At 67.7% G+C, this 9,183-nt stretch carries 12 protein-coding genes; 5 read left to right on the top strand and 7 right to left on the bottom strand.

The features are described from left to right. Positions 1-114: 114 nt before the first annotated feature. On the bottom strand, positions 115-558 hold the full coding sequence (locus SLQ30_RS26030; RefSeq protein ID WP_319449515.1) for a CAP domain-containing protein: 444 nt from the start codon (positions 556-558) through the stop codon (positions 115-117). 194 nt (positions 559-752) lie between these two features. On the opposite strand from SLQ30_RS26030, the gene serC reads away from it, so the two are divergent. Together serC and sepH are read left to right on the top strand one after the other, a co-directional pair. Continuing rightward, positions 753-1,859 (top strand): phosphoserine transaminase, encoded by a 1,107-nt coding sequence (gene serC / locus SLQ30_RS26025; protein ID WP_319449516.1) that lies wholly within the window; start codon positions 753-755, stop codon positions 1,857-1,859. A gap of 82 nt (positions 1,860-1,941) precedes the next feature. Beyond that, positions 1,942-2,724: a septation protein SepH gene (gene sepH / locus SLQ30_RS26020; protein WP_319449517.1), complete on the top strand. Its 783-nt coding sequence runs from the start codon at positions 1,942-1,944 to the stop codon at positions 2,722-2,724. Between the two features lie 3 nt (positions 2,725-2,727). Here the strand turns inward: sepH and SLQ30_RS26015 are convergent, their stop codons facing one another. From SLQ30_RS26015 to SLQ30_RS26005, 3 genes are read right to left on the bottom strand one after another with little or no spacing between them, the layout of a single operon-like run. After that, positions 2,728-3,000 carry a DUF2537 domain-containing protein gene (locus SLQ30_RS26015; RefSeq protein ID WP_319449678.1) on the bottom strand — a complete coding sequence of 91 codons (273 nt, stop codon included), beginning with the start codon at positions 2,998-3,000 and terminating at the stop codon, positions 2,728-2,730. 23 nt (positions 3,001-3,023) lie between these two features. Further along, positions 3,024-3,851, bottom strand: a complete 828-nt coding sequence (locus SLQ30_RS26010; protein ID WP_319449518.1) for an RNA methyltransferase — start codon at positions 3,849-3,851, stop codon at positions 3,024-3,026. Further along, a complete protein-coding gene (locus tag SLQ30_RS26005; protein WP_319449519.1) occupies positions 3,844-4,275 on the bottom strand; it encodes a MarR family transcriptional regulator in 432 nt (143 codons plus the stop codon). The genes SLQ30_RS26010 and SLQ30_RS26005 overlap by 8 nt, the downstream gene beginning before the upstream one ends. A 97-nt stretch (positions 4,276-4,372) precedes the next feature. On the opposite strand from SLQ30_RS26005, the gene SLQ30_RS26000 reads away from it, so the two are divergent. Continuing rightward, entirely contained in the window at positions 4,373-4,642 is a 270-nt protein-coding gene (locus SLQ30_RS26000) for a DUF2530 domain-containing protein (RefSeq protein WP_319449520.1), read from the top strand. Between the two features lie 21 nt (positions 4,643-4,663). Here the strand turns inward: SLQ30_RS26000 and SLQ30_RS25995 are convergent, their stop codons facing one another. Next, entirely contained in the window at positions 4,664-5,458 is a 795-nt protein-coding gene (locus SLQ30_RS25995) for a DUF3027 domain-containing protein (RefSeq protein ID WP_319449521.1), read from the bottom strand. A gap of 194 nt (positions 5,459-5,652) precedes the next feature. On the opposite strand from SLQ30_RS25995, the gene SLQ30_RS25990 reads away from it, so the two are divergent. After that, positions 5,653-7,236, top strand: coding sequence for an MFS transporter (locus tag SLQ30_RS25990; RefSeq protein WP_319449679.1), 1,584 nt, complete (start codon positions 5,653-5,655; stop codon positions 7,234-7,236). Further along, positions 7,233-7,721: a DUF2771 domain-containing protein gene (locus tag SLQ30_RS25985; RefSeq protein WP_319449522.1), complete on the top strand. Its 489-nt coding sequence runs from the start codon at positions 7,233-7,235 to the stop codon at positions 7,719-7,721. The genes SLQ30_RS25990 and SLQ30_RS25985 overlap by 4 nt, the downstream gene beginning before the upstream one ends. On the opposite strand, the gene SLQ30_RS25980 is transcribed toward SLQ30_RS25985, so the two are convergent. After that, positions 7,718-8,722 carry a glutathione S-transferase family protein gene (locus SLQ30_RS25980; RefSeq protein ID WP_319449523.1) on the bottom strand — a complete coding sequence of 335 codons (1,005 nt, stop codon included), beginning with the start codon at positions 8,720-8,722 and terminating at the stop codon, positions 7,718-7,720. The genes SLQ30_RS25985 and SLQ30_RS25980 overlap by 4 nt on opposite strands. 25 nt (positions 8,723-8,747) lie before the next feature. Next, complete coding sequence (locus SLQ30_RS25975) at positions 8,748-9,158, bottom strand: cold-shock protein (protein WP_319449680.1); 411 nt, start codon at positions 9,156-9,158, stop codon at positions 8,748-8,750. Between the last annotated feature and the right edge of the window lie 25 nt (positions 9,159-9,183).

Below are 9,183 nucleotides of genomic sequence, written 5' to 3'. Positions count from 1 at the left end.
GTCAACTCCACCACTGCCTGCACACCGGCCTGCACTACGACGAACACGTTGCGTTCCCACCTCCTCTCCAACTCGCGGCTTGACTCTTAACTTCGTGAGATGTCTTTCTCGGGCCTACCTCGTCCCGAAATCCCCCGCGGCGGTCATCTTGTTGCCGTTGCTGACCGCCGAGAACCCCGCCTCGGTCAATTGGCAGTCCGTGATGATCGCGCGGTGGCCCGGGCTGTTCATCCACCAGGTGACCGCGGTTGCCGGGGTGCCTAGCGACCCCGTGCCCCAGAAGACGATCTCGCCGATTTCGGCGTAGTGCGTGTAGCCCGCATCCGTGACGCGCTGGACGACGGTGGAGCCGTCCGAACCAGTGTGGCCTGCCACTCCGTTCACCAGCATGTCTTCGGCGTGCCGCTCCGCTGACGCAGTCAGCTGCGGATTGGCCGCGACGGGGCCACAGCCGTTCGCCGCGCGCGTGTCGTTGATCTGGCTCAGCACCGCATCGCCCTGGTCACCGCCGTCGGCCTGAGCTGGCGCCGCGACCAGCGCCGAACCGAATACCGTCATGGCCGCCACACATACCGGTATGAGCATCGAGATTTTCCCGCGACTGATCACGTGGCCCCCAGAGGCTCAGTACCCGACTGATCACAGTATGGACACGGCAGGGTCGGTATTTCAGGTGCTTACCCACATTTCCGGTACTTTCTCCCCACCCTCCCCGCGGAAGGTGCACGAGTCCGGTCACTAATGTTGACCGCATGGCCGATCTGACGATTCCCGCCGACCTCAAACCCAACGACGGCCGTTTCGGCTCCGGGCCGTCGAAGGTCCGCCCCGAACAACTCCAGGCCCTGGCCGCAGCGGGCGACCTGTTCGGCACCTCGCACCGGCAGGCGCCGGTCAAGAACCTGGTCGGACGGGTCCGCGATGGCGTCAGGCAGCTGTTCTCCGTTCCCGACGGCTACGAGGTCATCCTCGGCAACGGCGGGTCGACGGCATTCTGGGACGCCGCCGCGTTCGGGCTGATCGACAAGCGCTCGCTGCACCTGACCTTCGGTGAGTTCAGCGCCAAGTTCGCTTCCGCGGTGGCCGCCAACCCCTTCGTGGGCGACCCGATCATCGTCAAGTCCGACCCCGGCACCGCTCCCGAGCCTCAGTCGGATCCTTCCGTCGACGTGGTCGCATGGGCACACAACGAGACCTCGACGGGTGTCGTCGTCCCGGTGCAGCGCCCCGCCGGAGATGCGCTGGTCGTCATCGACGCGACCTCGGGTGCGGGCGGACTGCCCGTCGACATCGCCGACACCGACACCTATTACTTCGCGCCGCAGAAGAACTTCGCCGCCGACGGCGGACTCTGGCTGGCCATCATGAGCCCGGCGGCGCTGGCTCGCGTCGAGGCCATCGCGGCGGGCGGCAGGTGGGTACCCGACTTCCTGTCGCTACCCATCGCTGTCGACAACAGCCTCAAGAATCAGACGTACAACACTCCCGCGATCGGCACGCTGGTGCTCATGGCCGACCAGCTGGACTGGCTCAACGGCAACGGCGGGCTCGATTGGGCGGTCAAGCGCACCGCCGACTCGTCGCAACGGCTGTACTCCTGGGCGGAAGCCACCAGCTACACCACTCCGTTCGTCGCCGATCCGGCACAGCGTTCGCAGGTCGTCGGCACCATCGACTTCTCCGACGACGTCGACGCCGCGGCCGTCGCCAAGGTGCTCCGGGCCAACGGCATCGTCGACACCGAGCCGTACCGCAAGCTCGGCCGCAACCAGCTGCGCGTGGCGATGTTCCCCGCCGTCGACCCCGATGACGTCAGCGCGTTGACGGCCTGTGTCGACTGGGTCGTCGAGCAGCTCTGACCTCATGAGTCACGGCCCGCGTGTCAGCGCGGTTACGAGTCGATAACGCGTTAGGGTGCGCGATAAGCCCCAGGAGGTCGATATGCGGGAACTCAAGGTCGTCGGACTCGACGTCGATGGCAAACGCATCATCTGCGAGACCGCCGAGTCGGGCGAGAGGTTCATTCTGCATCCCGACGACCGGCTGCACGCTGCGCTACGCGGCGACCGGGTCGGCTCCACTCCACCCCCCGTCGATGTTGAGGTTCCCAACGTGCTGCGTCCCAAGGACATTCAATCCAGGATCCGCGCGGGCGCATCCGTCGAACAGGTTGCGTCTGCAGCTGGGGAAAGCATCAGCCGGATCGAGCGCTTCGCTCACCCCGTCCTGCTGGAACGCTCCCGCGCCGCCGAGTTGGCCACCGCCGCACATCCCGTGCTCGCCGACGGACCTGCCGTACTGACGCTGCTGGAGACCGTGACCTCTGCACTCATCTCGCGCGGCCTCGATCCCGAATCCACGAATTGGGACGCCTGGCGCAATGAGGACGGGCGCTGGACGGTCCAACTGGCCTGGAAAGCCGGTCGCTCCGACAACGTCGCACACTTCCGGTTCAGTCCAGGCGCGCACGGTGGCACGGCGACCGCGTTCGACGACGCCGCCGCCGAACTCATCGATCCGAACTTCGATCGGCCACCGCTGCGGGCGGTTGCGCCGGTGCCCGAACTCGACGTCACCGAGCCGGAATTGCCGCTGGAGCACCCGGAACCGAAACCGGAGCCTGCAGCGGAGCCGGCCCCCAAGCCGCGGGCTCGCAAGCGCAAGCCAGAGGTGCCCGCGTGGGAGGACGTCCTGCTCGGCGTCCGCTCCGGCACCCAGCCTTAAGCGCTAGCCTCCGAGCGCCATCGCCAGTAGCGCGATCCAGCCGCCCGCCACCCCGACGCCGCTACCGAGTACGAACCACCGCCACACCGGACGCGTGCGCCAACTCCACACCGTCGGAGCCAGCCCGCCCACCGCAACGATGTTGAGCCCCACGGCGAGCAATGGCTGCACACGCGTCAGTCCGAGGCTCAGGACGATGATCGCAGCGGCCGTGACGGCGGCGACGAACGCGGCCACGGTCAGCCCGGTGCCCCAAGGCGTTTCCGCTCCTCGCATCCGCGGCGGAGTCGCGTGCTCGGTCACGTGCTCACCCTAACTCGCTCGTAGAACGCCAGCGCCGCAGCCGTCGCGACGTTCAACGAGTCCGTGCCGCGCGACATCGGAATCCGCACCCGCACGTCGGTCGCCCGCATCGCATGCTCGGTCAACCCTGGTCCTTCCGCACCGACGAGCATGGCCACCTTGGCTTGGGCCAGGTCCGCCAACGCCTCGGCCAACAACAGCGCCGCCGGATTCGGTGTCATCGCGAGCAGGTGAAAACCGTTGGTGCGCAACGTATTGAGCTCGCCCGGCCAGTTCGCCGCCCAGGCGTAGGGCACCAGCAGCGCGTGGCCCATGGACACCCGCACCGCCCGTCGGTACAGCGGATCTGCGCACCCGGTGCCGAACACCACCGCGTCGACGTCGAGCCCCGCCGCGTTGCGAAAGATCGAGCCGAGATTCTCGTGGTCGTTGACGCCTTCGAGCACCGCGACCGTGCGGGCGCCGTCGAGCACCTCGGCCACCGTCAACTCCCCGGGCCGCGGCGCCGCGGCCAGCACGCCGCGATTGAGGTGGAAGCCCACGACCTCCGCCATCACGTCGGCGGCGGCCCGGTAGTACGGCACGTCGACACCGCGCAGGTCGGCACTCAACTCGGCAAGCCGACGATCGGTGCCGAGCAGCGCGCGCGGGATGAACCGCGACGCCAGCATCCGCTGCACCACCAGCACGCCCTCGGCGATCACCAGCCCCTTGCCGCTTGGCAAGTCGGGCCTGCGGTCGATGCTGTTGAGGTCTCGGAAGTCGTCGAGTCGAGGGTCGCTCGGGTCGTCGACGTCGATCACATTCAGGTTCAGCTCAAGCACTCTCGTCGACGATGACCATCATCAGCTCAGCGGCCAGCACCAGCGTCTTGCGCTCGTCGGGCGAAAGTTCGGCCAGTCGCTGCTGCAACCACTCGCGGCTGGCGCGGCGCTCCACCTCGATCAAATCCGCCCCGGTCGACGACACCGAAACCAGCACCTGACGTCCATCGTCGGGGTGAGCACACCGGTCGACGAAGCCGAGTTCGGCGAGCGAGGCTACGACCCGGGTCATCGACGGCGGCCGCACGCGTTCCCGCACGGCGAGCGCGCCTGGGGTCATCGGACCCTCCTTGGCCAGCGTCGCCAACGCGGAAAGCTGGGAAAGAGAGACCGGCGAGTCCGGGCGGCGGAACCGCAGCTGCCTGGCCAGTCGAAGCACGGCCAAGGACAAATCGTTGGCCAGCCGGGCGTCGGCGTCATTCACGAGGCAAAGAGTACCGAGCCAGGCTCGCGAACTGACCCAACAACACCGGTTTCGGACCCATTGGGGCCACATCGCTCATCGGCTAGGTTGGTTGACGATGTCCGAGCCGACGCCGCCCAAGGGCGAAGCCGCACCCGTACCGCCTGCCCTTCCGGCGGCGCTACTCAACCCGTGGCCCGTCATCTTCGTCATCGCCGCAGGTTGGCTGGTCGCGGTCGCGCTCGCGTTCACGGTGCCAGGTCTGCACGATTGGCGGCCGACGACGATCGCCGGCGTCGGCGTCGGCGTGCTGGGGACTTCGATCTTCCTGTGGCAACGAAGTGCGGCGCGGCGCGGCTCACGCGGCGCGCAAAGCGGCCTGAGCTGAGCTTCGACCGCCGAAGGCCTGTTAGGGCTCGGTGACCTCGACCATGCCGTCGTCGAACGGCTCGAACATCGGCGAACCGATGGGCGCGGGTTGCGGCGTGTCCGAGTGCGCACCGCACCCGTACTCGCTGGCGACCACGTGTCCGTCGGCCGCCAACTCGTTGCCGCAGACGCCGAACGCAGGGCCCAGCGCCCCGGCCAGCGGCAGATAGAACCCACACTCGCGGCATACCCGGCGCGTCGACCGGGCCATCGCCGATCCCGGCCCGGTGTCGCCGTCGTACCAGCGTTGGGCGGCCTCGATGCGGCCCCATTGGCTGAGCACCTGACGGCGGCCCAATCCGATGTCGCCCGCGACCTCGTCCAACTCCGGATCGCCCGAGGACAGGTATCCGGGCACCAGCCGAGGATCGTCGGCGGGTGGAGCGAGCAGATCCCCTGGGCTGAGATCACCCGGCTGGATGCGCTCATGCCACGGCACCCAGGCCGGGGCCAGCAGCGCCGTCGGTCCAGGGACCAGCACTACCTCGCTGATCGTGGCGTGGTCGGCGCCGGGGTATGCGGCCACCACCACCGCCCACTGCCAGCCCTGATAGCCCGGCATGTCCGCGAGGAAGCGGTGCGTGGCGGCCGACGGATCGTCGAAGCTGGCCCCGAGATATTCACCGACGACGCCGTCGCCACTGAACTCGATGATCGCGGCCCGGGCCGCCTCGACGGCGCCCGTCAGCACAGGCGTGAGGTCAGCCAAGTCATCGGCCGCGGTGGCAGGACTGCCCATGGCGACGTGTTCGGCGGGTTCGGTAATGCTGTCCATCGGCATCAATACTGCCTGACGCCCAGCGAGCAAAGCCACACCGGTCGCCCTGCGAGCACCTGTCCGGGCGATGGGGAACAATCAATACCGTGAGCGGACCGCGGCACGACCCCCCTTCGGGACCCGGGGACTCCGACGATCCGCGCTACGCTCCGCCGCGCCCACCTGCAGGCCGGCGCGAGGAACATCCGGGTATGGCCAACTACCCCAGCGGCGGTGACGGCCTCCGTCGGCCGCGCCGCGGGACGCAGCCCGGCAGTGCCAACCCCTACCTCCCCCCAATCGACCACTCTCACGGCCGCACAACCGATTCCGGCCCGTCGCCTCGGTTCACGGGCGGCGCGGGCCAGGCTGCGGGACAGCGCGTCGGAGCCGCGCAGCGCAGCCGCGAAATGGGCTCGAGGATGTACGGACTGTTCCATCGGGCCGCCACTGCCGACGGAGCCGACAAGTCCGGGCTGACCGCGCTGACGTATCCCGTGATGGCCAATTTCGCCGCCGACTCCTCCATGGCCGTTGCGCTGGCCAACACGCTGTTCTTCGCCGCCGCGTCCGGCGAGAGCAAGAGCAAGGTCGCGCTGTACCTGCTCATCACCATCGCGCCGTTCGCGATCATCGCCCCGCTCATCGGACCGGCGCTCGACCGATTGCAGCACGGGCGACGAGTCGCACTGGCCACCTCGTTCGCGTTGCGCACGGCGCTGGTCGTGGTGCTGATCGCCAACTACGAGAACGGCGGCTTTCCGTCGTGGGTGCTGTACCCGTGCGCCCTCGGCATGATGGTGCTGTCGAAGTCGTTCAGCGTGCTGCGCAGCGCCATGACGCCCCGCGTGCTGCCGCCCACCATCGACCTGGTGCGGGTCAACTCGCGGCTGACGATATTCGGGCTGATCGGCGGGACCATCGTCGTTGGAGCCATCGCAGCAGGCGTCGAGTACCTCTTCAACATGTTCGACCTCCCCGGGGCGCTGTATGTCTGCGTTTCCGTCACGGTTGCCGGTGCGCTGCTGTCGATGCGCATCCCCAAGTGGGTCGAGGTCACCGAGGGTGAGGTGCCCACGAAGCTGAGCTATCACGCGCCGACCGAACTGATCACTCGCGCGCCCGATCCCCGGCAGCCCGCCAAGTCGGTGCGACAACCCTTGGGCCGCAACATCATCACCGCGTTGTGGGGTAACTGCACCATCAAGTTGATGGTGGGCTTCTTGTTTCTGTACCCGGCGTTCGTCGCCAAGGCGGACGCCGCGAGCAGCGGCTGGGAGCAGATCAAGGTGCTCGGCTTGATCGGCGTTGCCGCAGCTATCGGCAATTTCGCAGGCAACATGCTCGCTGCGCGGCTCAAGCTCGGCGATCCGGCCAAGCTGGTGGTGTGGGCCACCGTCGCGGTGACGTCGGTCGCGTTGGGCACCGCGCTTGCAGGCACCATCTACGTCGCGGCCATCGCCACCTTGGTCACGTCAGGGGCCAGTGCCATCGCCAAGGCGTGCCTTGACGCGTCCATGCAGGACGACCTGCCCGAGGAGTCGCGGGCGTCGGCCTTCGGCCGTTCCGAATCGTTGCTACAGCTGGCCTGGGTCCTGGGTGGTGCCACCGGCGTGCTCGTCTACACCGATCTGTGGGTGGGCTTCACGGCGATCACCGCATTCCTCATTCCCGGACTCGCACAGACGCTGGTGAGCTACAGCGGCGCGTCGCTCATTCCCGGACTCGGCGGCAACCGGCCGGTGGTCGCCGAGCAGGAAGACAGCCGCGCGAGCACCGCCGCGGTGCCCAAGTGAAGCGGGTAATCGCCGTCCTCGCCGTCGTGGCGGTCGTCGCGTCGGGCGCAACGGGGACGTTGATCTGGCTGCTGACGCAGAACCGGGCCCCAAACCATCCGGAGATCAGCGCCTATACGCACGGCCAGTTGGTCCGCATCGGGCCGTACCGGTACTGCGACGTCTTCGACCTCACGAAGTGCGACGTGCCGGAGGCCACGGGCGAGTTGGTGGTGAGCTCGCGCGATCCCGTGCAGCTGTCGGTGCCGCCTGCGATCGCACGGGCGCCATGGGTGCTGCTGCGGGCGTACGAGGGTTCGGACGGGCCGATCGCCGAGGCGTTTTCGCCCAGTTCGAAGCTGGCCGTGACCATCCCGACGGTCGACCCGCACTACGGCAAGTTGACTGGAGTGGCCGTCCAATTGCCGACGCTGGTACGCGACGAAGCAGGCAACGAGTTCCCGTTCCCGCACGCCGAGTGGTCGGTCCGCACCGTGTGGACCTAGTCGGCTCCGTGCCCCTGCTGGACGCGCTCGTCCTCGCGCACCGGACCTGGGGGTGTTCCGTCGCCGAATGGGCTGCCGCCCAACGCTTCCCGACCGTGCGGCGTCAGCCAGTTCGATAGGTCGGGCCCCTTCGGCACGATGCGGGTGGGATTGATGTCGGCGTGGACGATGTAGTAATGCGCCTTGATCTGGACGAAGTCGGTCGTGTCACCGAAGCCCGGCGTCTGGAAGAGGTCGCGCGCGTACGCCCACAGCACGGGTAGTTCGGCAAGCTTGGAGCGATTGCACTTGAAGTGGCCGTGGTAAACGGGATCGAAGCGGGCCAGCGTGGTGAACAGCCGGACGTCGGCCTCGGTGATGGTGTCGCCCACCAGATACCTTTGTGTGCTTAGCCTTTCGGTCACCCAGTCCAGCGCGGTGAACAGCCGGTCGTACGCGGCCTCATAGGCGCTCTGCGAGCCCGCGAACCCGCACCGGTAGACGCCGTTGTTGATTTCGGTGTAGATCCGCTTTGCCACCTCGTCGATCTCGGCGCGCAGTGGTTCGGGGTACAACTGCGGCGCCCCTGGTCGGTGGTATTCGGTCCACTCCGTCGACAGGTCGAGCGTCATCTGCGCGAAGTCATTGGTCACGACCTGCCCCGTCAGGACGTCGACGATGGCGGGGACCGTGATGCCCTTGGGGTAGTGAGGGTCCCGCTTGAAGTAGGCGTCCTGCAGGCGCGGGATCTTCAGCACCGGGTCGACGCCGCCGGGGTCGAGGTCGAACGTCCAGCTGCGCTCGTCGTGCGTGGGACCGCAAAAGCCAATGGAGAGTGCGTCTTCCAGCCCCAGCAGTCTGCGCACGATGATGGCCCGATTCGCCCATGGACAGGCCCTGGCCACCACCAGGCGATAGCGCCCGGATTCGACCGGGTAGCCGTCGCGGCCGTCCGCAGTGATGCGGGTGGTGATGTAGTTGGTGTCGCGGCTGAACTCGCCCTTGGGATTTACGTAGGCCACCGCACCAGCATGCCGCTTGCGCGCGCTAGCCGTCGAGTTCTTGGGCGACGGCCTTGACCACTTCGGAAACCTTGCGCGCGGTCTTGCGGTCGGGATAGCGGCCCTTGCGCAGATCCGGCTGAATGGCGTCCTCGAGCAGCGTGATCAGATCCGCGACCATGCCGTGCAGTTCGTCCGGCGAGTGCTTGTGCTCTGGACGCTCGGCCTCCCGGCGCGTGCGCTGGATGCTTGGCGGCGGTTCGATGACCTTGATGCTGAGCGCCTGGGGGCCGCGCCGCCCCGCCGCGATGCCGAACTCGACCTTCTGGCCCGCTTTGAGCTCCTCCACGCCGGAGGGCAACGCCGACGATCCGACGTAGACGTCTTCGCCTTCCTCCTGCGCCACGAAGCCGAAGCCCTTCTCGGCGCTGTACCACTTCACCTTGCCGGTCGGCACTGCTCTCACCCGCTCGTATCTCGTT

It is taken from the genome of Mycobacterium sp. RTGN4 (genome assembly GCF_033804635.1).
Classification (GTDB): Bacteria; Actinomycetota; Actinomycetes; order Mycobacteriales; family Mycobacteriaceae; genus Mycobacterium.
This window is presented reverse-complemented; position numbering and strand designations above follow the sequence as displayed.